General features: G+C 60.2%; 21 protein-coding genes. 15 read left to right on the forward strand and 6 right to left on the reverse strand.

Features of this window, described 5'->3' with window-relative positions; translation table 11 throughout:
• Positions 1–247 precede the first annotated feature (247 nt).
• From F475_RS16095 to F475_RS16120, 5 genes are all read left to right on the forward strand, one after another.
• The gene (locus F475_RS16095) at positions 248–970 is read left to right on the forward strand and encodes a M12 family metallopeptidase (protein WP_158538464.1); all 723 of its coding nucleotides are present in this window, start codon (positions 248–250) and stop codon (positions 968–970) included.
• Between the two features lie 399 nt (positions 971–1369).
• A complete protein-coding gene (locus F475_RS16105; RefSeq protein ID WP_064620065.1) occupies positions 1370–1732 on the forward strand; it encodes an ArsC family reductase in 363 nt (120 codons plus the stop codon).
• 33 nt (positions 1733–1765) lie between these two features.
• Positions 1766–2800 (forward strand): 2,3,4,5-tetrahydropyridine-2,6-dicarboxylate N-succinyltransferase, encoded by a 1035-nt coding sequence (gene dapD, locus F475_RS16110; RefSeq protein ID WP_064620069.1) that lies wholly within the window; start codon positions 1766–1768, stop codon positions 2798–2800.
• Between the two features lie 94 nt (positions 2801–2894).
• Positions 2895–4100 carry an aminotransferase class V-fold PLP-dependent enzyme gene (locus tag F475_RS16115; protein ID WP_111454351.1) on the forward strand — a complete coding sequence of 402 codons (1206 nt, stop codon included), beginning with the start codon at positions 2895–2897 and terminating at the stop codon, positions 4098–4100.
• Positions 4097–4501, forward strand: a complete 405-nt coding sequence (locus F475_RS16120) for a SufE family protein (RefSeq protein ID WP_111454282.1) — start codon at positions 4097–4099, stop codon at positions 4499–4501. Before F475_RS16115 ends, F475_RS16120 begins: the two co-directional genes overlap by 4 nt.
• A gap of 41 nt (positions 4502–4542) precedes the next feature.
• On the opposite strand, the gene tcdA is transcribed toward F475_RS16120, so the two are convergent.
• Complete coding sequence (tcdA, locus tag F475_RS16125; RefSeq protein WP_370741112.1) at positions 4543–5355, reverse strand: tRNA cyclic N6-threonylcarbamoyladenosine(37) synthase TcdA; 813 nt, start codon at positions 5353–5355, stop codon at positions 4543–4545.
• Between the two features lie 287 nt (positions 5356–5642).
• Between tcdA and F475_RS16130 the strand changes: the two genes are divergently transcribed.
• From F475_RS16130 to F475_RS16145, 4 genes are all read left to right on the forward strand, one after another.
• Positions 5643–8231 (forward strand): glycosyltransferase, encoded by a 2589-nt coding sequence (locus F475_RS16130; protein ID WP_064621348.1) that lies wholly within the window; start codon positions 5643–5645, stop codon positions 8229–8231.
• 142 nt (positions 8232–8373) lie between these two features.
• On the forward strand, positions 8374–9525 hold the full coding sequence (gene dapE, locus F475_RS16135; protein WP_028939204.1) for a succinyl-diaminopimelate desuccinylase: 1152 nt from the start codon (positions 8374–8376) through the stop codon (positions 9523–9525).
• Entirely contained in the window at positions 9525–10334 is an 810-nt protein-coding gene (locus F475_RS16140) for a putative RNA methyltransferase (protein WP_111454283.1), read from the forward strand. The genes dapE and F475_RS16140 overlap by 1 nt, the downstream gene beginning before the upstream one ends.
• Before the next feature lie 95 nt (positions 10335–10429).
• Positions 10430–10807, forward strand: a complete 378-nt coding sequence (locus tag F475_RS16145; protein WP_018927031.1) for a hypothetical protein — start codon at positions 10430–10432, stop codon at positions 10805–10807.
• Between the two features lie 92 nt (positions 10808–10899).
• Here F475_RS16145 and F475_RS16150 read toward each other — a convergent pair whose 3' ends face one another.
• Positions 10900–11109, reverse strand: a complete 210-nt coding sequence (locus tag F475_RS16150; protein ID WP_007940478.1) for a cold shock domain-containing protein — start codon at positions 11107–11109, stop codon at positions 10900–10902.
• Between the two features lie 237 nt (positions 11110–11346).
• On the opposite strand from F475_RS16150, the gene plsB reads away from it, so the two are divergent.
• The 6 genes from plsB (at position 11347) to cmoB (ending at position 17741) form a co-directional block, all read left to right on the forward strand.
• A complete protein-coding gene (gene plsB / locus F475_RS16155) occupies positions 11347–13851 on the forward strand; it encodes a glycerol-3-phosphate 1-O-acyltransferase PlsB (RefSeq protein ID WP_111454284.1) in 2505 nt (834 codons plus the stop codon).
• Positions 13852–13896: 45 nt separating this feature from the next.
• Complete coding sequence (locus F475_RS16160) at positions 13897–14586, forward strand: DUF4197 domain-containing protein (protein ID WP_111454285.1); 690 nt, start codon at positions 13897–13899, stop codon at positions 14584–14586.
• Positions 14587–14761: 175 nt separating this feature from the next.
• Positions 14762–15154 (forward strand): protease inhibitor I42 family protein, encoded by a 393-nt coding sequence (locus F475_RS16165; protein WP_018927036.1) that lies wholly within the window; start codon positions 14762–14764, stop codon positions 15152–15154.
• Between the two features lie 2 nt (positions 15155–15156).
• Positions 15157–15792 (forward strand): lysoplasmalogenase, encoded by a 636-nt coding sequence (locus F475_RS16170; protein ID WP_111454286.1) that lies wholly within the window; start codon positions 15157–15159, stop codon positions 15790–15792.
• Between the two features lie 216 nt (positions 15793–16008).
• Positions 16009–16788: a carboxy-S-adenosyl-L-methionine synthase CmoA gene (gene cmoA / locus F475_RS16175; RefSeq protein ID WP_018927038.1), complete on the forward strand. Its 780-nt coding sequence runs from the start codon at positions 16009–16011 to the stop codon at positions 16786–16788.
• The gene (gene cmoB, locus F475_RS16180; protein ID WP_018927039.1) at positions 16785–17741 is read left to right on the forward strand and encodes a tRNA 5-methoxyuridine(34)/uridine 5-oxyacetic acid(34) synthase CmoB; all 957 of its coding nucleotides are present in this window, start codon (positions 16785–16787) and stop codon (positions 17739–17741) included. Before cmoA ends, cmoB begins: the two co-directional genes overlap by 4 nt.
• A 67-nt stretch (positions 17742–17808) precedes the next feature.
• Here cmoB and tadA read toward each other — a convergent pair whose 3' ends face one another.
• From tadA to ptsP, 4 genes are all read right to left on the reverse strand, one after another.
• Entirely contained in the window at positions 17809–18306 is a 498-nt protein-coding gene (gene tadA, locus F475_RS16185; RefSeq protein WP_111454287.1) for a tRNA adenosine(34) deaminase TadA, read from the reverse strand.
• Positions 18306–19682, reverse strand: coding sequence for a multicopper oxidase family protein (locus F475_RS16190; RefSeq protein WP_064620084.1), 1377 nt, complete (start codon positions 19680–19682; stop codon positions 18306–18308). Before F475_RS16190 ends, tadA begins: the two co-directional genes overlap by 1 nt.
• A 102-nt stretch (positions 19683–19784) precedes the next feature.
• Positions 19785–20072, reverse strand: coding sequence for a PTS transporter subunit EIIB (locus tag F475_RS16195; RefSeq protein WP_111454288.1), 288 nt, complete (start codon positions 20070–20072; stop codon positions 19785–19787).
• A 2-nt stretch (positions 20073–20074) separates the two neighbouring features.
• The gene (ptsP, locus tag F475_RS16200) at positions 20075–22603 is read right to left on the reverse strand and encodes a phosphoenolpyruvate--protein phosphotransferase (protein WP_111454289.1); all 2529 of its coding nucleotides are present in this window, start codon (positions 22601–22603) and stop codon (positions 20075–20077) included.
• Positions 22604–22631 lie beyond the last annotated feature (28 nt).

Here is a 22631-nt window from a genome sequence, read left to right on the forward strand (position 1 = left end):
TAGTGCGGAGCATCATCAACCAAGCCATTTATTTAATAACACCTCCACACCCAGCACACACAACAACACCCTCCCCCCCACAAAAACAAACTTACATATCCCTTTCGCTCGCCAATTGACGACACCAAGCAACACACACTATAAAACCCGCCTGAACATTAGACCAAAACAAAATCACATAGACAAACAAACCAATGCATCTCCAATAACGGAGACCTCAAACAACACACTCACAAGGATGACGAGTATGAACTTATGCAAGTGCATTGAGCCCGATGATATTCAGGCTTCTTATGATGCGGCAATCAATGAAGACCTAGCGAACGCGCCCCAGACAATACCAGGAGGCCGACAAAAACGCGCTGTAGGCGACCACACCAAATTCTGGAAAAAAGGTCGGACACTAAAAGTGGCTTTTCTGAGCACAAACCGTTGGTTCATCGAGGCCACACAAGGAGCAATCCACCAATGGATACCTGCCGTCTTTGACGTTCGCATCCTTTTCGTCGAAGGTTCAGAGGGTGATATCCGGATATCTGACGAGTTCCATTCAGGGAATTGGTCCGTTGTTGGCACTGACGCACTGCTTGTACCGAAAGATGAACCGACCATGAATTTGCAATGGCAAGGACTAAATCAAGTTTTCTTCGGTAACGTGCTGCATGAGTTTGGTCACGCTCTTGGGCTTAAACACGAACATCAACATCCAGATGCCAATATTAACTGGAACGAAACTGCCGTTTACGAATTCATGAGCCGAACACAAAAATGGTCAAGAGAGGAGATCTATTCCAACCTGTTAAAAAAATTGGAAAAACCAAAAACCCGAACATCGCCTTATGACCGCACCTCAATCATGCACTACCCTATCCAGGCTGAACTTACTCTCGACGGTGTAGCGATAGCGCGTAACAATCGCTTATCTGCAAACGACGTAAAGCTGATGACAGAAATTTACAGCGGGAGATAAACCCAAACACTGTCAGGGGTGGATAAGCTGCCTCTGACAGTCAATATAAAGCTACACATTATAGAGCCTTATACTTCATCCACACCGTCAATAAAAACCCAGCCAACGCTGCTTCAACCATCAGGTCTCGACGCAAGCGCTCGCTCGTCAGCTACTCAAAGCTGTGGGCAAACGGCCGTACACTCAACATCGCGCATAAAGCGCGGTTCACGAGCAATCGACAGCATTGAAGTGCCATATTAGCGGCTTAGACTGCAGGCCGATCGTTGCACCTATGTCGTATAGAACAGTCGATTGCCAAGACAAAAAGACAAACCCGACCACAGTCGACGCGAAACTGTCCGGTCATGGCATAATCCGTCACCTTTTATTTTCAGCACCTGCAAAGGGGGCAATTCCTTGACCGTTTCAAGCAAAACGTTGCACCTTTTCGGCATCAAAGCCTGCGACACCATGAAAAAGGCGCGCACCTGGCTCGATGAACACGCTGTCGGCTATGACTTCCATGATTACAAAGCGGTCGGAATCGACCGTGAACACCTGACCCAATGGTGCGAGGAGCACGGCTGGCAAGTGGTGTTGAACCGTGCAGGCACGACCTTTCGCAAGCTCGACGACGAACGCAAAGCCGATCTCGACCAGCCGAAAGCCATCGAACTGATGCTCGCACAACCCTCGATGATCAAGCGCCCGGTGCTCGATCTCGGTGACAGAACCCTGATTGGCTTCAAGCCAGATATCTACGCGGCCGCACTCAAGTAAGGCAGCCCGTTCCATTTTGTTAGAGGTATCAACATGTCCACTACCCTGTTCAGCCTGGCCTTTGGTGTCGGCACTCAAAACCGTCAAGGCGCATGGCTGGAAGTGTTTTACGCGCAGCCACTGCTCAATCCGTCGGCCGAACTGGTCGCTGCCATTGCACCGGTTCTGGGCTACACCGAAGGCAATCAGGCCATCGCCTTCAGCACTGCTCAGGCATCGCAACTGGCTGAAGCGCTGAAAAGCGTCGACGCTGCACAAGCTGCGCTGCTGACCCGTCTGGCCGAGAGCCACAAGCCGCTGGTCGCCACGCTGCTGGCCGAAGACGCACAGCTGAGCTCCACGCCTGAGGCTTACCTCAAGCTGCACCTGCTGTCCCACCGCCTGGTCAAGCCGCACGGCCTGAACCTGGCCGGGATCTTCCCGCTGCTGCCGAACGTGGCCTGGACCAGCCAGGGTGCGATCGACCTGTCCGAACTGGCCGAGCATCAACTGGAAGCCCGCCTGCGCGGCGAGCTGCTGGAAGTGTTCTCGGTGGACAAGTTCCCGAAAATGACCGACTACGTGGTACCGGCCGGCGTGCGTATCGCTGACGCGGCACGTATTCGTCTGGGCGCCTACGTGGGCGAAGGCACCACCGTGATGCACGAAGGTTTCGTTAACTTCAACGCTGGCACCGAAGGCCCGGGCATGATCGAAGGCCGCGTGTCGGCTGGCGTGTTCGTCGGCAAGGGTTCGGACCTGGGCGGCGGCTGCTCGACCATGGGCACCCTGTCGGGTGGCGGCAACATCGTGATCAAGGTGGGCGAAGGCTGCCTGATCGGCGCCAATGCCGGTATCGGCATCCCGTTGGGCGATCGCAACACCGTTGAGTCGGGCCTGTACGTGACGGCCGGCACCAAGGTGGCGCTGCTGGACGAAAAGAATCAGCTGGTCAAAGTGGTCAAGGCCCGTGAATTGGCCGGTCAACCTGACCTGTTGTTCCGTCGCAATTCGGAAACCGGTGCCGTGGAGTGCAAAACCCACAAGTCGGCCATCGAACTGAACGAAGCGCTGCACGCTCACAACTAAGCAGAGCGTCAAACGATCACCTTGTAGGAGCGCCGCATCGCTCGCTCCTGCAAGGTCAGGCGTACACCCGCCCATGTCACCAGGGCCGAACAACATGATGATTCCTTCTCCCTGGCGCGCCGATTTTCCGGCCATCGCCGCACTGCAACGGCAAGACCAGACCTATCTGGACAACGCCGCCACCACGCAAAAACCTCAAGCCCTGCTGGATGCCCTGGCGCATTACTACGCCAACGGCGCGGCCAACGTGCATCGGGCGCAACACTTGCCCGGCGCCCATGCCACCCAGGCGTTCGAGGACAGCCGCCGCAAAGTTGCACAATGGCTCAATGCCGGCGATTGCGGACAGATTATCTTTACCCACGGTGCGACTTCCGCGCTGAACCTCCTGGCCTATGGCCTGGAACACCTTTTCAATCCAGGCGATGAAATTGTCATCAGCGCTCTGGAGCATCACGCCAACCTGTTGCCGTGGCAGCAACTGGCCCACCGTCGCGACCTGAAGCTGGTGATCCTGCCGCTGAATGTCGATGGTTTGATCGACCTGGATGTCGCCGCGCAGTTGATCGGTCCGCGAACCCGTTTGCTGGCGGTCAGCCAGCTGTCCAACGTGCTGGGCGCCTGGCAACCGTTGCCCGCGCTGTTGGCGATGGCCAAGGCACACAACGCGCTGACCGTGGTCGATGGCGCTCAAGGCGTGGTTCATGGTCGGCACGATGTGCAGTCACTGGGCTGCGACTTCTACGTATTTTCCAGCCACAAACTCTACGGCCCCGATGGCCTGGGCGTGCTGTTCGGGTGCAACGAAGCGCTGCAACAGCTACGCCCCTGGCAGTTCGGCGGCGAAATGGTGCTGGACGCCAACTACCAAGATGCTCGCTTTCGGTCCGCACCGCTGGGGTTCGAGGCCGGTACGCCGCCGATCGCCAGTGTGATCGGTCTGGGCGCAACGCTGGACTACCTGACCGGGCTGGATCAGGACGCCGTGTCCGCCCACGAAGCGGCGCTGCATGACTATCTGCTCAAAGGCCTGGAAGCGCGCAACGGCATTCGCCTGCTGGGCAAACCGCAACTGGCGCTGGCCAGTTTCATCGTCGAGGGTGTGCATAACTCTGATCTGGCGCATTTGCTGACTGAACAGGGCATCGCCGTGCGCGCCGGCCATCATTGCGCCATGCCGTTGCTCAAAAGCTTTGAACTGGCCGGGGCGATTCGGGTGTCGTTGGCGCTGTACAACAATTCCGAAGACCTTGAGCGCTTTTTCGAAGCACTGGATCAGGCCCTGGAGTTGTTGCGATGACCTTGCCCGTCGATGCCGTTACAGCGCTGGACACGTTTCAGCAGGCGGCGAGCTGGGAACAGCGGGCGCGACTGTTGATGCAGTGGGGCGACCGTCTGCCAGCGTTGAGCGATGTGGATAAAGTCGACGCCAACCGCGTGCATGGTTGTGAAAGCCAGGTCTGGCTGGTCGGCACGTTGCAGGACGGGCACTGGCAATTCAGCGCCAGCAGCGATGCGCGATTGATTCGCGGGTTGGTGGCGTTGCTGCTGGCGCGGGTCAACGGGTTGTCCGCAGTTGAGTTGCAACAGGTGGATTTGGCGGATTGGTTCAGTCAGCTGGGGCTGGGTCGCCAGTTGTCCCAGTCCCGTAGCAATGGCTTGAATGCGGTGTTGCAGCGGATGCGTGAGCTAGCGCACTGATCGTTCCCACGCTCTGCGTGGGAACGATCGAACCACAACCATTAAACCTGAGGTTTGATCCGATCCGCCGGACGCCGCACGCCCGCCACAATCTTATCCACAGCCTTGGTCGCCGCGACCATGCCAAACGTCGCCGTCACCATCATCACCGCGCCAAAGCCCCCGGCGCAGTCGAGCTTCACGCCGTCCCCGACAAAACTCTTCTGCAGGCAAATGCTGCCATCGGGTTTCGGGTAGCGCAGTTGCTCGGTGGAAAACACGCACGGCACGCTGTAGTGGCGGGTCACGGTACGGGAGAAGCCATAGTCGCGGCGCAATGTAGAGCGCACTTTCGACGCCAGCGGATCGTTGAACGTGCGATTCAGATCGCAGACCTGGATCAGCGTCGGGTCGATCTGCCCTCCCGCGCCGCCGGTGGTGATGATCTGGATCTTGCGCCGCTTGCACCAGGCAATCAGCGCCGCCTTGGCGTTGACACTGTCGATGCAGTCGATCACGCAGTCGATGTTCGGCGTGATGTATTCGGCCATGGTTTCGCGGGTGACGAAGTCCGCCACCGCATGCACCGTGCAGTCCGGGTTGATCCCGCGCAGGCGCTCGGCCATCACCTCGACCTTGGGCTTGCCGACGGTGCTGTCCAGCGCATGCAGCTGACGGTTGACGTTGCTGACGCAGACGTCGTCCAGGTCGAACAGCGATATCTCGCCCACGCCACACCGGGCAACCGCTTCCGCCGCCCAGGAACCGACACCACCGACGCCGACGATCGCCACATGGGCCGCGCGCAAGCGCTCCATGCCTTCAATGCCATACAAGCGGGCGATACCAGCAAACCGCGGATCTTCTGTACTCATGACCATTACCCCAAAAACCGGCGCGCATTATAGGGCTGTCGGCGGCCAAGAGCATCTTTGCACTTTGAACGGCGGTGTCGACTGCTTTAATTGACAAAAAATTGATCGGAATTGGACTACAACGCTCTGGTCAAAGAACTTAAGTCGACCTGGACTGCCCAATGTCGTGCGTTTCCCTGTTCGCTGTACGGTCAGAGAACCTCCAGTGTAGGATGCGCGCCCCTGCCACCTGGCAGCCGGCCGCCAACCGTTCCTTCGTTCCACAGCCTTTGGAACCCGAAAAAGCTATGTCATCGCGTAAATTTGGACTCAACCTGGTAGTGGTTCTAGCAATCGCCGCCTTGTTCACCGGTTTCTGGGCGTTGGTCAATCGCCCGGTCTCCGCCCCCAACTGGCCTGAACAGATCTCCGGCTTCTCGTACTCGCCGTTTCAACAAGGCCAGTACCCGCAGAAAGACCAGTATCCGACCGACGATGAAATGCGTCGCGACCTGGAGATCATGAGCAAGCTGACGGACAACATCCGGACCTACTCGGTCGACGGCACGCTGGAGGACATTCCCAAACTGGCGGAAGAGTTCGGCCTGCGGGTGACCCTGGGGATCTGGATCAGCCCGGATCAGGAGCGCAACGAGCGCGAGATTCAGCGCGCCATCCAACTGGCCAACACCTCCCGCAGCGTGGTTCGCGTCGTGGTCGGTAACGAGGCGATCTTCCGCAAGGAAATCACTGCTGCCGAGCTGAGCGTGATCCTGGATCGCGTGCGCGCAGCCGTTAAGGTTCCAGTCACCACCTCCGAACAGTGGCACGTCTGGGAAGAACACCCGGAACTGGCCAAGCACGTCGACCTGATCGCAGCTCACGTTCTGCCCTACTGGGAGTTCATCCCTGTGGACAAGGCCGGCCAGTTCGTTCTCGACCGCGCCCGTGACCTGAAAAAGATGTTCCCGAAAAAACCGTTGCTGCTCTCCGAAGTCGGCTGGCCGAGCAACGGCCGTATGCGCGGTGGCGCCGATGCGTCGCCGGCGGACCAGGCCATTTACTTGCGCACACTGGTCAACAAGCTCAACCGTCAGGGTTTCAACTACTTCGTGATCGAAGCGTTTGACCAACCGTGGAAGGCCACTGACGAAGGCTCGGTAGGCGCGTACTGGGGCGTGTTCAACGCCGCGCGCCAGCAGAAATTCAACTTCGAAGGCCCGGTGGTCGCGATCCCGCAATGGCGTGTGCTGGCGATCGGCTCTGCCGTGTTGGCCCTGCTGTCCCTGACCTTGCTGATGATCGACGGCTCGGCCCTGCGCCAACGTGGTCGTACCTTCCTGACCTTTATCGCGTTCCTCTGCGGTTCGGTGCTGGTATGGATCGGTTACGACTACAGCCAGCAATACAGCACCTGGTTCAGCCTGACGGTAGGCTTCCTCCTCGCCCTCGGTGCACTCGGGGTGTTTATCGTTCTGCTGACGGAAGCCCATGAACTGGCCGAAGCGGTCTGGACCCACAAACGCCGGCGTGAATTCCTGCCCGTGGTGGGCGAATCAGACTACCGACCGAAGGTGTCGATTCACGTGCCCTGCTACAACGAGCCGCCGGAGATGGTCAAACAGACCCTCAACGCGCTGGCCAACCTCGACTATCCGGACTTCGAAGTCCTGATCATCGACAACAACACCAAGGACCCGGCGGTCTGGGAACCGGTGCGTGATTATTGCGAAACTCTTGGCCCACGCTTCAAGTTCTTCCACGTCGCACCGTTGGCCGGCTTCAAGGGTGGCGCACTGAATTACCTGATTCCACATACCGCCAAAGATGCCGAAGTGATTGCGGTGATCGACTCGGACTACTGCGTCGACCCGAACTGGCTCAAGCACATGGTGCCGCACTTCGCCGACCCGAAAATCGCCGTGGTGCAATCGCCACAGGATTACCGCGACCAGAACGAAAGCACCTTCAAGAAGCTCTGCTACGCGGAATACAAAGGCTTCTTCCACATCGGCATGGTCACCCGCAACGACCGTGACGCGATCATCCAGCACGGCACCATGACCATGACCCGGCGCTCGGTGCTCGAGGAACTGGGCTGGGCCGACTGGTGTATCTGTGAAGACGCCGAACTGGGCCTGCGTGTGTTCGAAAAAGGTCTGTCGGCGGCGTACTACCACACCAGCTACGGCAAAGGCCTGATGCCCGATACCTTTATCGACTTCAAGAAACAGCGTTTCCGCTGGGCCTATGGCGCGATTCAGATCATCAAGCGTCACACCGCCAGCCTGCTGCGCGGCAAGGACACCGAGCTGACCCGTGGCCAGCGTTACCACTTCCTCGCAGGCTGGCTGCCGTGGGTGGCGGACGGCATGAACATCTTCTTCACCGTCGGCGCGCTGTTGTGGTCGGCGGCGATGATCATCGTGCCGCAACGGGTCGATCCACCGCTGCTGATTTTCGCGATCCCGCCATTGGCGCTGTTCGTGTTCAAGGTGGGCAAGATCATCTTCCTGTACCGCCGCGCGGTCGGGGTCAACCTGAAAGACGCCTTCTGCGCCGCGCTGGCCGGGCTGGCGTTGTCGCACACCATCGCCAAAGCGGTGCTGTACGGATTCTTCACCAGCAGCATTCCGTTCTTCCGCACACCGAAGAATGCCGATAACCACGGCTTCTGGGTGGCGATTTCGGAGGCTCGCGAAGAGCTGTTCATCATGCTGCTGCTGTGGGGCGCGGCACTGGGGATCTTCCTGGTGCAGGGTATACCAAGCAACGACATGCGCTTCTGGGTGACCATGTTGCTGGTGCAGTCGCTGCCGTACCTGGCGGCGCTGATCATGGCGTTCCTGTCGTCGCTGCCCAAACCTTCGGTAGAAGCTGCGCCGGTACCGGCGTAATCCGTTATTAGATAACGTCAAACGGCGGCCTTCGGGCCGCCGTTTTGCTTTAGAATGATCGCCTTTTTCAATGCCAACAAACTCGGTAGGAGCTGCTTCGGCAGCTCCTACATGTTTACCGTGCGCACCTCGGAGTTCTTACATGACGGCCCACGCCGACCTTTCGCCGACACTTCAACTCGCCATCGACCTGATCCGCCGTCCATCCGTGACGCCGGTCGACGCCGATTGCCAGAAGCAGATGATGCAGCGCCTGGGCGATGCCGGTTTTATGCTGGAGCCGATGCGCATCGAAGATGTGGATAACTTCTGGGCGACCCACGGCAAACATGACGGTCCGGTGCTGTGCTTCGCCGGTCACACCGACGTGGTGCCGACCGGTCCGGTGGCGGCCTGGCAGATCGATCCGTTCAACGCGGTGATCGACGAACACGGCATGCTCTGTGGCCGTGGCGCGGCAGACATGAAAGGCAGCCTTGCGTCCATGACCGTGGCGGCCGAGCGTTTCGTCGCCGACTATCCGGATCACAAGGGCAAGGTCGCGTTCCTGATCACCAGCGACGAAGAAGGCCCGGCCCATCACGGCACCAAGGCTGTGGTCGAGCGCCTTGCCGCCCGCAAGGAACGTCTGGACTGGTGCATCGTCGGCGAGCCGTCGAGCACGACCCTGGTGGGTGACGTGGTCAAGAACGGCCGTCGCGGCTCCCTCGGCGCCAAATTGACCGTGCGCGGTGTGCAGGGCCACGTGGCGTATCCGCACCTGGCGAAGAACCCGATCCACCTCGCCGCCCCGGCGCTCGCCGAACTTGCCGCCGAGCACTGGGACCACGGCAACGATTTCTTCCCGCCGACCAGTTTCCAGATCTCCAACGTCAATTCCGGCACCGGTGCGACCAACGTGATTCCGGGTGATCTGGTGGCGGTATTCAACTTCCGCTTCTCCACCGAGTCCACCGTCGAAGGCCTGCAAAAGCGCGTCGCCGACATTCTCGACAAGCATGGCCTGGACTGGCACATCGACTGGGCGCTGTCCGGCCTGCCGTTCCTCACTGAGCCGGGCGCGCTGCTCGACGCGGTGTCGGCGAGCATCAAGGACATCACCGGTCGTGACACCAAAGCCTCCACCAGCGGCGGCACTTCAGATGGGCGCTTCATCGCGACCATGGGCACCCAAGTGGTTGAACTGGGCCCGGTCAACGCGACGATCCACCAGGTCAACGAGCGTGTACTGGCGGCCGACCTCGACGTGCTGACCGAAATCTACTACCAGACCCTGATCAAGTTGCTCGCCTGATGCTCGCCTGTCCGATCTGCAGCGAACCGCTGAACGCGGTGGACAACGGCGTGGCCTGCCCCGCCGGGCATCGTTTCGACCGCGCACGGCAGGGTTACCTGAACCTGCTGCCGGTGCAGCACAAGAACAGCCGAGACCCTGGGGATAACCAGGCGATGGTCGAAGCCCGTCGCGACTTTCTGAACGCCGGCCATTACGCGCCGGTGGCCAAGCGTCTGGCGGAACTGGCGGCCGGTTATGCGCCGCAGCGCTGGCTGGACATCGGTTGTGGCGAGGGGTATTACACCGCGCAAATCGCCGAAGCCTTGCCCAACGCCGATGGCTATGCCCTGGACATTTCCCGGGAAGCGGTCAAACGCGCCTGCAAACGCAACCCTGCGCTGACCTGGTTGATCGCCAGCATGGCGCGGGTGCCATTGGCCTCGGGCAGCTGCCAGTTTCTGGCCAGCGTGTTCAGCCCGCTGGACTGGGAAGAAGCCAAACGTCTGCTCAGCCCCGGTGGCGGCTTGATGAAAGTCGGGCCGACCAGCGACCATCTGATGGAATTGCGTGAGCGGCTGTACGACGAGGTGCGCGAGTACACCGACGACAAGCACCTGGCGCTGGTGCCGGAAGGCATGGCGTTGCAACACAGCGAAACCCTGGAATTCAAACTGACGCTGGTCAATGGTCAGGATCGCGCGAACCTCTTGGCGATGACACCCCACGGCTGGCGCGCCAGTGCCGAACGCCGGACAGCAGTCATTGAACAAGTGGAACCGTTCGAGGTCACCGTTTCGATGCGCTACGATTATTTCGTTCTGCAGTAGCAGTTAGAGAACAACTTTAATTTTTGGTCTTGAGTAAAGGCTCAAGGCCGGCTAAATCCGCGAATGGATTTTTCAGACCCGCAGTGAGGACATCCATGCGCCAACCGGACATCGAGATTTACCTGAAAGACGCCGACGTCGATCACAAAGCCATCGCGGCCTGGCTCGGCGCGGCTCTAGGCCCGTGCACCGACTGGGTTCAGAAAGGCCAGACCTACAAGTGCAAGGCTGGTAGCGTGCCAGTGACCTGGCTGCCCAAAGCCGTAGGCAAATGGAACAGCCTGTACCTGGAAAGCGACCAGACCCCATGGGAAGACGACATCGCTTGCGCCCGCGCTGCATTTGCCGCATTGAACGTCGAAGTGCGTTGTGCGCCGGGTAGCTGGGTCGAGGAAGAAGGTGAGGAAACGGCAGATCGCTGGATTCGCATCAGCGTCGATGGTGAAGAAGAGATCACCTGGAAAACCGCGTAAAACGAAAAAGATCGCAGCCTTCGGCAGCCCCTACAGAGTTTTGTGTCCCTCTGCAGGAGCTGCCGAAGGCTGCGATCTTTTGATCTTAAGCTTTACAGACCTACAACATCCTCAGCCTGCAATCCCTTCTGCCCTTCCACCACCGCATATTCAACCTGCTGACCTTCAGTCAGCGAGCGATGCCCTTCGCCACGGATCGCGCGGTAGTGCACGAACACGTCCACCCCGTCCTGGCGCTGAATGAAGCCATAACCCTTGGCGTCGTTGAACCACTTCACGTTGCCGGTTTCGCGTGTTGCCATCTGTTCATACTCCCTTTTTATTATTGAATGGGCTTTTCGCAGGAAAGCCTTGAGGAACGTCAGCCTGCATCCGACGTCCATTGAAGGGCCTCGGCGACAGACCGCCGAGTATATGACAGGTGCGAAAACTCTCAACAGGAGTTTACTTCGCCGCTTTTTTGCCGATTTTCGATGAATCCGGCACACTATCGACCGCCCGAGCAAACGCTCGGTTTTATTCACTCACGCAGAAGCCGTATGACCCGTTCCCCGTTCCGCCGTCTTGTGTTTGGCACCCTGCGCCGACTGCTGTACCTCTGGGTTCGCTCAGAGACGATCAACCAGTCGTCGTTCACCCTTAACCTCGACCGCAGCCGGCCGGTGTTCTACGTCCTGCAAAATCCTTCGCTGACCGACCTTGCCGTGGTCGATACCGAATGCAGCAAGGCCGGCCTGCCCCGTCCGGTATTGCCGGTAGCGGTGGGTGCGCTGGTGGAGCCCGCCGCGTTCTTTTACCTGACACCGGATCCCGACTGGCTCGGCCGTCAGGACAAACGCGGTGCGCCGCCGACCCTGACCCGTCTGGTCAGCGCCCTGAGCCAAAACGCCGCCGAAGACGCGCAGATCATTCCGGTCAGCGTGTTCTGGGGCCAGTCGCCAGACAGCGAGTCGAGCCCATGGAAGCTGCTGTTCGCCGACAGCTGGGCGGTCACCGGGCGGTTGCGCCGGTTGCTGAGCATCATCGTGCTGGGGCGCAAGACCCGGGTGCAGTTCTCGGCGCCGATCCATCTGCGCGAACTGATCGAACACAACAAGGGCCACGAGCGCACGGTACGCATGGCCCAGCGGATTCTGCGGGTACACTTCCGCAATCTGAAAGCCGCGGTGATCGGCCCGGACATTTCCCACCGGCGTAACCTGGTAAAAGGCCTGCTCAACCAGCCGCTGGTCAAGCAAGCGATCCTCGACGAAGCCGAGCGCGAAAACATCTCCCCGGAAAAAGCCAAGGCCCAGGCCTTGCGCTACGGAAACGAAATCGCCTCCGACTACACCTACACCGCGATCCGCTTCATGGAAGTGGTGCTGAGCTGGTTCTGGAACAAGATCTACGACGGGATCAAGGTCAACAACATCGAAGGCGTGCAAAAGGTCGCCCCGGGTTACGAAGTGATCTACGTCCCCTGCCACCGTAGCCACATCGACTACCTGCTGCTGTCCTATCTGCTGTTCCGCAACGGCCTGACCCCGCCGCACATCGCCGCCGGGATCAACCTCAACATGCCGGGGATCGGCGGTCTGTTGCGTCGCGGCGGTGCGTTCTTCATGCGCCGCACCTTCAAGGGCAATCCGCTCTATACCTCGGTGTTCAACGAATACCTGCACACTCTGTTCACCAAAGGCTTCCCGGTCGAATACTTCGTCGAAGGCGGCCGTTCCCGCACCGGGCGCATGCTGCAACCGAAAACCGGGATGCTCGCGATCACGCTGCGCAGCTTCCTGCGTTCGTCGCGCATGCCGATCGTGTTCGTGCCGGTGTACATCGGTTACGAGCGCGTGCTGGAAGGCCGCACCTACCTCGGCGAATTGCGTGGCGCGAGCAAGAAGAAAGAGTCGATCTTCGACATCTTCAAAGTCATCGGCGCGCTCAAACAGCGCTTCGGTCAGGTCGCGGTGAACTTCGGTGAGCCGATCAAACTGGCGGAGTTCCTCGACAGCGAACAGCCAGACTGGCGCCAACAGGCGCACGGCCCGCAATTCAAACCGGCCTGGCTCAACGAAACCACCAACCGCCTCGGCGAGAAAGTCGCGCAGCATCTGAACGAAGCGGCGGCGATCAACCCGGTGAATCTGGTAGCCCTGGCGCTGCTGTCCACCAGCCGCCTGGCCCTGGACGATCGCGCCATGGCGCGGGTGCTCGATTTGTATCTGGCGCTGTTGCGCAAGGTTCCCTACTCGCCGCACACCACCCTGCCGGACGGTGACGGCCGCGCGCTGATCGAACATGTGAAGGACATGGACCTGCTGTCTGAGCAGAACGATGCGCTGGGCAAGATTCTGTACCTGGACGAACAAAACGCCGTCCTGATGACCTACTACCGCAACAACGTGTTGCACATATTCGCGTTGCCGTCGCTGCTGGCGAGTTTCTTCCAGAGCGCGTCGCGCATGAGCCGCGAGCAGATCCTGCGCTACACCCGTGCGCTGTATCCGTACTTGCAATCGGAGCTGTTCATTCGCTGGACACTGGACGAACTCGATGGCGTGATCGATCAGTGGCTTGAAGCCTTCGTCGAGCAAGGCCTGCTGCGTTTCGAGAAGGATGTGTACCTGCGCCCGGCGCCAAGTTCGCGGCATTTCGTATTGCTGACGCTGCTGTCGAAAAGCATTGCCCAGACCTTGCAGCGCTTCTACATGACCGTTTCCCTGCTGCTCAACAGCGGCCAGAACAGCATCAGCGCCGAAGAACTGGAAGACCTGTGCACCGTCATGGCCCAGCGCCTGTCGATCCTCCACGGCCTGAACGCCCCGGAGTTCTTCGACAAGAGCCTGTTCCGTCATTTCATCCAGACAATGCTGGACCTCGACGTGCTGCGCCGCGACGAAGCCGGCAAGCTGAGCTACCACGAACTGCTGGGGGAACTGGCCGAAGGCGCCGCCAAACGGGTGCTGCCAGCGGAGATTCGCTTGTCGATCCGTCAGGTGGCACTGCATCGCAGTGAAGATGCGGCGGACCAAGTCGCGACGGCGGCGCAAACCGACTAAATTTCAACATCGTTCCCAACCTTATTTACGAACAAGGAAGCCACCATGCTCCGCCCTACCCTTCGCTTCGCCGGCCTGTGCGCAGGCTTGATGATTTGCGCCAACGCCCTGGCACTGTCACTCAGTGACCTGTCGCAACAAGACGCCACCGGCGGGCTCAAGGACGCCCTGACCCAAGGCGCGCAGCTGGCTGTCAAACAACTGGGCACACCCGGCGGCTTCAGCGACAACCCGGACGTGAAAATCGAACTGCCGGGAAAACTGGGCAAGGTCGCCAAGAAAATGAAACAGTTCGGCATGGGCGATCAGGTCGATCAACTGGAAACCAGCATGAACAAGGCAGCTGAAGCGGCGGTAACGCAGGCTCAGCCGATTCTGGTGGATGCGGTGAAGAAGATGACCGTGGAAGATGCCAAGGGGATTCTCAGCGGCGGCCAGGATTCGGCCACTCAGTACCTGAGCAAAACCAGCCGCGAACAGATCCGCACCAAGTTCTTGCCGATCGTCAAGCAAGCCACCGACCAGGTGGGTTTGGCTCAACAATACAACGCGTTCGCCGGGCAAGCCGCGACGCTGGGTGTGCTGGATGCGAAAAATGCCAACATCGAAAGCTACGTCACCGAGCAGGCGTTGAACGGGTTGTTCGAGATGATTGGCAAACAGGAAGAAACCATTCGCAAGAACCCTGCGGCAGCGGCGACCAGTTTGGCGAAGAAAGTTTTCGGCACACTCTAAACCCACTGGCAGCGGGCTTGCTTGCGAAGGGGTCAACGCGGTCTATCTGAACGACCGCGTTGCGTGCATCGCGGGCAGGCTCGCACACAAAGAGCCAGACCGCCGGCACCGTCACAATTTGTCTCATCTTCAGTTATGCTCGCCGTTCGTCGTGAACGCCGGAGCCGCTGATCTTATGTCCCCAACTCGCCTGTTTGTCCCCCTCGCCCTTGCTCTGCTGAGTGCTTGCGCCTCGCAACCGAAACAGAACCTGACCGTGGAAAAACAAAGCGAATGCCCGGCGAAACTGCACAACGGGCAAACCCTGATCCTGACGCTGCCGAGCAACCCGACCACGGGTTACCGCTGGGCGATCCAGGATTCAGCCGGTGGTGTGTTGCGCGCGCTCAGCCCCGAGGTTTACAGCAACCCGGAAGACGCCGGGATCGTCGGCAGTGCCGGCGTCTCGACCTGGCGTTTCCAGGCCTTCGCCACCGGCACTGGCCGCCTGCGGCTGACTTACTCACAACCGTGGGCACCGGAAGTACCGGCGGTGCAAACCTTCGACTGCGCCATCGCGGTTAACTGATCGTGGGCTGGCTTATTCTGGCGCTGATGGGCGCGGTGACCTTTGTGTATGGCCTGAGCGTGCATGCCGCGCTGCTCTGCCTGCTGGTCAAACCGATGCCTGTGCTGGCCCTGCTCGGCTGGTTGCACGATGCACCGCCCAGCGAGTATCGGCGCTGGATCAGCCTGGGTTTGATTTTCTCCTTGGTCGGCGATGTGTTGCTGGCATGGCCGCAAGACTTGTTTGTGTTTGGACTTGGAGCATTTTTGCTCGCGCATCTGGCGTATCTGAAGGCTTACTTGAGCGATTGCCGGCGTCTGGCTGTGTTGCCGCTGATCCTCGCCTTCGGCGTGGGTGCCGTGCTGCTGGGGGTTCTGATTTCCAATGGCTTGGGGCCGCTGCTGGTCCCGGTGATCGTCTACGGCCTGGCCATCAGCGCCATGCTCTGGCGCGCCCTGGCCCGACTCGGCACCGATGTGCCCAAACGCTCGGCGCTGCTGGCTGCGGCGGGCGCGGTGGCGTTTGTGTGTTCTGACAGCGTGATTGGCATTAACCGGTTTGTGATGCCATTTCATGCCGCGCCTTACGTGATCATCCTGAGTTACTGGCTGGGGCAATGGGGGATTGCGGCGTCGGCGTTCACCCAGGAACCGCGCTGAATCCTGTGGCGAGGGAGCTTGCTCCCGCTGGGCTGCGAAGCAGCCCCAACCCAGGCGACACCAACTTCCCAGACAAAACCCACTTACCGGATGACGACTGCTGCGCAGCCGAGCGCGAGCAAGCTCCCTCGCCACAACAGCATGTCTCTGCGTTAACCGAGGTTAGTCCGGCGGTTTATCAGCAAACCCGCGCATCCCCGCGCCAAGTTGGCTAAAATGCCGGCCTTTTCCACCTACACCGCTGGAACCGCCGTGAGCAAAGAATCCGATCGCCTTTTCGCCCAGCCTTTGGCCCAGGTGCCTGACTTCGCCTTTAACGAGGACGTGGTGCGGGTGTTCCCGGACATGATCAAGCGCTCGGTGCCGGGTTATCCGACCATCGTTGAAAACCTCGGCGTGCTCGCCGCGCAATTCGCTCAGCCAAACAGCGTGCTCTACGATTTGGGCTCGTCGCTGGGTGCCGTGACCCAGGCCTTGCGCCGCCACGTGCGCACCGACGGCTGCCGCGTCATCGCTGTGGATAACTCCGCGGCCATGGTCGAGCGTTGCCGCGAATACCTCAACGGCCAGGACTCGATGTTCCAGGAGTTGCTGCCGGTGGAAGTGATCGAAGGCGACATCCTTGCCTTGGAATTTCAGCCGGCCTCGGTGGTGGCGCTGAACTTCACCCTGCAATTCATCGCCCCGGACCAGCGCACCGCGCTGCTCGCGCGTATCCGCCAATCGTTGCTGCCCGGTGGCGCGCTGATTCTTTCGGAAAAGCTGCGCTTCAATGACCCCGAAGAACACGCGCTGCTCACCGACCTGCACGTGGCCTTCAAACGCGCCAACGGCTACAGCGAACTGGAAATCGCCCAGAAGCGCAGCGCCATCGAAAATGTCATGAAGCCCGACAGCCTCGAAGAACACCGCGAACGCCTGTTGGCCGCCGGTTTCTCGAAAGTCGTGCCGTGGTTCCAGTGTCTTAACTTTGCCTCGTTGATTGCCTTGCCATGATTGATTTGTCTCCCCTCGCCCGCCGTCTGGCCGGTACTCCGCTGGCCGAATGGGCCAACACCCTGCAAGTGCAACTCGACAAGAAAATGGAAAAAGGTCACGGCGATCTGGAGCGCTGGCAGAGCGCTCTGGATGCGTTGCCGAAGATCCAGCCGAGCGAAGTCGACTTGTTGAACGGCCTTAAGCTGGACACCGATTGCGACGATGAAACCCGCGCGCAAATGCGCACCGCGCTGATGGGCTTGTCACCTTGGCGTAAAGGGCCGTTTGACCTGTTCGGCGTGCATGTCGACACCGAATGGCGCTCGGACTGGAAGTGGTCCCGGGTGTCTCCACATCTGGACCTGAAGGGCAAACGCATCCTCGATGTCGGCTGCGGCAACGGCTATTACATGTGGCGTATGCTCGGCGCCGGGGCCGACAGCGTAATTGGTGTCGATCCGAACTGGCTGTTCTTCTGCCAGTTCCAGGCCGTACAGCGTTACCTGTCCGAGCCCAATGCCTGGCACCTGCCCTTCCCTTTCGAAGACCTGCCGCCGAATCTGGAAGGGTTCGACACCGTGTTTTCCATGGGCGTGTTTTACCACCGCCGCTCGCCGATTGAGCATTTGCTGGCGCTGAAGGATTGCCTGGTCAAGGGCGGTGAACTGGTGCTGGAGACGCTGGTGATCGAAGGCGATCAACAACAGGTATTGGTGCCGGAAGATCGTTACGCACAGATGCGCAATGTCTGGTTCCTGCCGTCGGTGCCGGCGCTGGAGCTGTGGCTGCGTCGCGCCGGGTTCAGCGATGTGCGTTGCGTGGACGTGAGCATGACCACGGTCGAGGAACAACGCGGGACGGAGTGGATGAAGTATCAGTCGTTGAGCGATTTCCTTGATCCGGATGACCATAGCAAAACGATCGAAGGGCTGCCGGCGCCGATGCGTGCGGTGATTGTTGCCCGCAAATAAAACCCTATAGCCCAGGCATCAGAAAAACCTGTGGGAGCGGGCAAGCCCGCTCCCACAGGATCAGTGTTTAGTCTGAAGGTTTTGCTCTTCGGGCCTTGAAGAACTCGCTCAACACTGCCCCGCACTCCTCGGCCAACACCCCGCCTTCGTACAGCACCCGGTGATTCAAAAAGCCCTGGGTAAAAAACTGCCCCTGGCTCTGCACAATTCCGGCCTTGGGCTCCAGCGCGCCATACACCACCCGCGCAATCCGCGAATGCACGATCAGCCCGGCGCACATGCTGCACGGCTCCAGCGTCACGTATAGCGTACTGCCCGGCAGGCGATAGTTGCTGGCGGCCTGGGCGGCGGCGCGGATCGCGACCATCTCGGCGTGGGCGCTGGGGTCATTGCCGCTGATCGGGCAATTGAAACCGCGCCCGATGATTTCACCGTCCTGCACCAGCACAGCACCCACCGGCACTTCACCCAGCGCCGCGCCTTCGGCGGCGAGGGCCAGGGCTTCGCGCATGAAATCACGATCACGGCTGCGGTCGATAATTGCCGCGGGGCGTATCTGACGCATCACGCCACCTCGATGGCGGCCATCAGGCCGGTTTCCATGTGGTCGATCACATGGCAGTGGAACATCCAGACGCCCGGGTTATCCGCCACCAGCGCCACTTGCGCGCGCTCGTTCTTGCCCAACAGGTAAGTGTCGGTGAAGTACGGGATAACCTTGTGCCGGTTCGAAGAAATAACCTTGAAGCTCATGCCGTGCAAATGGACCGGGTGCTGATACTGAGTCATGTTTTTCAATTCGAAAATATAGCTTTTGCCCTTTTCGAGCTTGGCAATCGGTCGGTCGGCGCAGGTCTTGTCGGTGATATCCCAGGCCTTGCCGTTGATCTGCCACAGGCTGGGCGGCTTGCCATTGTCGACGTTGACCGACACCGAGCCCACCCATTCAAAATTGAAGTTGAGTTTCTCGGCATTGGCCAGGTCTGGCTCGGCCACCGGGTTGGCGGGCAGTGCCGGCGGCCACTCGGTCGGCGCGTCGGTATTGGCCACTGAGCGCAAGGTGCCCAGGCGTACCGGACCGTTGCGCAGGGACAGTTCTTCGCCGGCCGGCGGAGCCTTGATTGCCAGGCAAATGCGCATGCCCGGGCCGAGCCAGTATTCCTTGCCCAGTGGGCGCGGTTCGATGGGATTACCATCCAGCGCATAGATCTGCGCCTCGACGCCGGGGATGTTGAGGCGATAAGTCAGGGTGTTGTCGAGGTTGAGCAGGCGTACGCGGGTGATCTGCCCGGCAGGCAAGTCGATCACTGCTTGCGAGATGCCATTGATGGTCGACAGGCGCCCAGCCGTACCGCCACGGGCCGCTTCACGAGGAATGCTGAACGGCACGAAAGCGCCTTCTTCATCGACATGCCAGCTCTTGAGGCTCAAGGTCTTTTCGTACTTGAAACCGGTGGGCTCGCGCTCTTCGATGATCAGCGGACCGACCAGCCCGCGACCGAGTTCTTCGCTGCTGTTCACGTGCGGGTGATACCAATAGCTGCCGGCGTCGGGCACACGGAACTTGTAGTCGAAGTATTCGCCCGGCAGTACCGGCAATTGCGACACGTAGGGCACGCCGTCCATTTCCAGCGGCAGACGGATGCCGTGCCAGTGAATGGTGGTCGCCACTGGCAAGTGGTTGATGAAGCGCACCCGCAGCCATTCGCCCTGACGCACGCGCAACTCAGTGCCCGGCGCCGAGGGGCCGAACGCCCAGGCCTCGGTCTTGTGCCCGGCCACCAGTTCGACGTCCAGCGGGGCGGCGATCAGCTCATAGTCGTGGCCGGCCTCAGCGTCGGCCATCTTGCCCAGCCAGTAACGCGACGCGCCACCGGCCCCCACGCCAACCACCACAAGACCGGCCAGACCACCGAGTATTTGTCGACGGGTAAAGGACATGAACTCAACTACCTCACGTATCAGCCACAGGCGCGGTGCCTGCAAAAGGCGAATACGATACACCTGCGGATGAGAAACAGTAAGGGCAACGCGTGGGAACGATCACTGCAAACCGGTGAGCAGATGCACCACTCCACCGTCCAGCATCATCACGCCTGGCACTCCAGCCGCCGTCAACGCCTGCCGATCCATCCGCGCCACATCCCGTAACTCCACCCGCATCCGGGTCAGCGCCATGGGCTGATGTGACTTGAGGTTATCCGCACCGCCCAGTGCGGCCACGACATTCGGTGCCAGACCGGAAACGGCTTGAGCCACCGGTTTTGGCTCATCTACCACCAGATCCGGGGTCAACGCTTTCCAGAACGCCCGCTGCATTTTCTCGAACATGCTCAGTTCTCCAGAACCAGTGAAGTATCGACCGTCGCCTCGTGGTGCAGCCGCAATGCCTCGCGTACCTGCTCGGCACTTTCCAGCCCCAGCACTTGCTGGGCGATGGCCTGACAGTCCAGCAGGTCCACTTCGCGAACCGCCGCCTTGATCGCCGGAATCAGCGGCACGCTCACCGACAACTCATCCACGCCAAGCCCCAGCAACAACGGCACCGCCAGATGTTCCGAAGCCAAGGCACCGCACACACCGACCCATTTGCCATGGGCATGGGCAGCTTTCACTGTACCGGCGATCAAGCGCAGCACCGATGGATGAAAGCTATCCGCCTGACTGGCCAGTCGCGGGTGATCGCGGTCCATGGCCAGGGTGTATTGGGTCAGGTCGTTGGTGCCAATGGAGAAGAAATCCACCTCGGGCGCAAACAGATCCGCCATCAGCGCCGCTGCCGGCACTTCGATCATGATCCCCAGTTTCGGCAGTTCCGTGAGCCCTGCTGCCAGCGCTTCCTCTTCAAGCAGCTGACGGGCCAGCCGCAACTCCGACAATTGCGTGACCATCGGCAACATGATGTGCAGCCGAGCCAACCCGGCACTGCTCAGGATCGCCTTGAACTGATCGCGCAACAGCTGCGGACGCTCCAGACACAAACGAATGCCGCGCATGCCCAGGAACGGGTTGGTTTCGCGGTCCATCGGCACGTAGGCCAATGGTTTATCGCCGCCGACATCCAAGGTCCGCACCACCAGACTGCGCGCTGGCCCCAATGCTCGAGCGATAGCGCTGTAGGTGGACGCTTGCTCGTCATGGCTCGGTGCATGGTTGCGATCCAGATAAAGAAACTCCGAACGCAACAGACCGACGCCTTCGCCGCCCAGTGTCATGGCCTGTTCGGCTTCGGCCAGCGAAGCGATGTTGGCGGTGATTTCAACGTGATGACCATCGCGGGTACAGGCAGCCAGCGCGGCATTTTCCAATTCATATTGCCGGCGTTTCTTTTGTCGCTGACGATTGGCTTGCAACTGCTCGATGGCGGCCAGCTCGGGATCCAGCTGCAACTCGCCCTGGTCGGCATCGAGCAAAACCCGGGTGCCATTGGCCAGTGCCAGCACCTGAACCGGCAAACCGCAGATCGCCGGCAAGCCGAAGGCCCGGGCGAGAATCGCCACGTGGCTGGTGGCGCCACCGCCGACCGTCGCGAACCCCAGCACCTTGCGCGTGTCCAGGCCAGCGGTCTGGGAGGGCGTCAGTTGCTCGGCAATCAGAATCGCCCCTTCCGGCAACTCCATCGCTTGATCCTCTACGCCGAGAATCAACTTGAGCACCCGTTGACCAACGTCGGCCAAATCCGCTGCCCGTTCGGCCAGCAAGGCATTGCCCAGTTTTTTGAACAAGGTAGCCGTCGACTCTGTGGCCGCCCGCCAGGCGAAACCGGCGCTTTTGCCGGCGTCGATCAGTGCCAGGGCCTGATCCAGCAGGCTTGGGTCTTCGAGCAGTTCCTGATGCGCCTTGAAGATATCTGCCTGGGCGTCCCCCGTGGCCTGGTCACGCAACTGCTGCAGGTCCAGGACCGCCGTCGCCAACGCCTGGGACAGGTGCTCGCGCTCAACTTGCGCGCCCCGACCGGATTCAATGACTTCAAGGGTCTGCTGCGCGATCTGCACCACCTGACCAAACGCCGACCCCGCCGATGCACAGACGCCGCGCAGCACCTTCAGCGATGAAGCATCAGCCGCAACCGTTTCAACCTCTGCCATCACCGTCACGGCTTCTCCGCACCCGGCGGCCAACAACTCGACCAGGGTCTTGATCGCCACTTCGGCATCCGCGCCCGCCGCGCTGACTTGCACGATGTCGCCGTGAGCGGTCTGCAACGCCATGATCGCCACCAGGGATTTGGCGTTCGCGCTGTCCTGCTGTTTATGCAAACAAATACTCGCCGAAAAACCTTTCGCCGCCTGGGCAAACACCGCCGCAGGGCGGGCGTGCAAGCCATTGAGATTGGGCAGCGTCAGCGGTTTTGAGAACAGTGCCTCGCCCTCCGCCGGCTCATCGGCCACTACTTCAGACGGATTCAAGCTCAGCAACGGCTGACCGTTTTGCACCACCCCCGTTTCAGGGGCCAGCCAGGTAAACGGCTCGCCGCTGACCACCAGCATCAAGGTCAACAAACTGCGGGCGTTCAAGGCAATGTAATCGGCATCGAACTCGATCAGCGCCTGCCCCACCTCAACCCGCTGACCTTCCTCCACCAACCGGGTGAAGCCCTTGCCAGCCAGGTTCACAGTGTCGAGGCCAATGTGCATCAACACCTGCACGCCGTTGTCGTCGGTGATGCTGACGGCATGCCCGCTGGCCTGCACATTGCTGATCACTCCAGCCAGCGGTGCGCACAAGGTGGACGAGGTCGGGTCGATGCACAGACCGTCACCGATCACGCGACTGGAAAACACCTGATCGGGCACCTGGTCCAGCGGCATCAGCACGCCGGACAAGGGTGCCAGCAGTTGCAATTGTTGGGGTGTGGCCATGACGTCACCTGCTGTTTTGTTCTTTGAA

Source organism: Pseudomonas sp. URMO17WK12:I6 (assembly GCF_003253625.1).
Classification (GTDB): Bacteria; Pseudomonadota; Gammaproteobacteria; order Pseudomonadales; family Pseudomonadaceae; genus Aquipseudomonas.